The sequence below is a fragment of the Pseudophaeobacter leonis genome, assembly GCF_002087335.1.
GTDB classification, from domain to species: Bacteria; Pseudomonadota; Alphaproteobacteria; order Rhodobacterales; family Rhodobacteraceae; genus Pseudophaeobacter; species Pseudophaeobacter leonis.
In genome coordinates, this window is sequence record NZ_MWVJ01000043.1 from 1 (window position 1) to 1143 (window position 1143).

Sequence of the window (1143 nt, forward strand, 5' to 3'; positions counted from 1 at the left end):
GCGGTTCACGATGAAGCGGCCAGGTACATATTCCAGCTCTTCGGTGACGTCCTCGCCCAGGCGGCGCAGCCCACCACCGCATTGAGGGCAATCGTCATCACCAGTCGTCAACTCAACTTCCATGCGCGGGATATGATCGGGGATCGGGCGGCGCATGGGTTTGTCTTTTGGTTCTTCGTCGGGAAGACGCAGTTTGCCGTCATCTTGGCAACAGCGATCTCGCTTGTTTCCAGCGCCAGTTGAAGCTGTTCGATGCTCTCGGATGACGATCCAAATCGATGATGACGCTGGGCTGCTAATTGATGTCGCAGCTTCTCGATCAAGACCGCTTGTGCCTTCACCTCTGCCAGCAAAAGAGCCGTGAACTGCCTCAGTTCATCAGGGTCTTTCGGCAGAGATTTGTTGACGTCCAGCATGGCCAAACCATAGCAAAACAACGGTCCGGCGGGAATCCCATGCGGGCGTTTATCCTGCCTTGAGTGGCGTCCACCTGCGCCGTGGAACGCGCCAATCGATCCCTTCCAGCAGCATCGCCAACTGGGCAGCGGTCAGGGCGCTCTTACCCTCCTTCCACGATGGCCACACGAACCGACCCTTCTCCAAGCGCTTGCTGAACAGGCACGCGCCTTGCCCGTCCCACCAAATAATTTTGATCAGATCGCCGCGCCGACCACGGAAGACAAACAGATGGCCGGTGAACGGATCCTGCTTCAGCGTTTGTTCAGCCTGCGCCGCAAGCGTCGTAAACCCCCGCCGCATGTCAGTTACCCCCGCCGCCAGCCAGACCCGCGTGTTCGCCGGAACCGGGATCATACAGACAGACCTCGGATGAGCCGGGCCAGTGCTTCTGGATCATAGCTGCCGACAATCCTCAGCTGATGACCGCCTGCGATATCGATCTCAATCGCGCTTTGACCGGGTGCGGCATTAGCCGCAAGAGTGGGGGCCGGTTCTGCGGTCACAGGCCGGTCAACGATCTCAACTGGAAGGAAGCAAGGCTCAGGGGCAATCTGGTCTTCGACGGCCTTCAGATCAGGCGCAAATTTTGGATCACGCAGCCACCTGTGGATCAGATTGGTGTTCATCGCATACCGCCGTGCGACCTGCGCCACCGATACCCCCGGCGCGCATGTTTGCAAGCAG

General features: G+C 59.1%; 4 protein-coding genes. All 4 read right to left on the minus strand.

Translation table 11 applies throughout. The features are described 5' to 3' along the window. The coding region (locus tag B4968_RS26140; protein ID WP_206601092.1) for an IS66 family transposase zinc-finger binding domain-containing protein at nucleotides 1-156 on the minus strand (156 nt) is incomplete at its 3' end. Continuing rightward, the gene (locus B4968_RS10725; RefSeq protein WP_139792741.1) at nucleotides 108-416 is read right to left on the minus strand and encodes an IS66 family transposase; all 309 of its coding nucleotides are present in this window, start codon (nucleotides 414-416) and stop codon (nucleotides 108-110) included. The genes B4968_RS26140 and B4968_RS10725, both read right to left, overlap by 49 nt. 49 nt (nucleotides 417-465) lie before the next feature. Next, nucleotides 466-813 (minus strand): IS66 family insertion sequence element accessory protein TnpB, encoded by a 348-nt coding sequence (gene tnpB / locus B4968_RS10730; RefSeq protein ID WP_083098959.1) that lies wholly within the window; start codon nucleotides 811-813, stop codon nucleotides 466-468. Then, nucleotides 810-1143: IS66-like element accessory protein TnpA (gene tnpA / locus B4968_RS23490; protein ID WP_161492576.1), on the minus strand; the 334-nt coding region annotated here is incomplete at its 5' end. The genes tnpA and tnpB, both read right to left, overlap by 4 nt.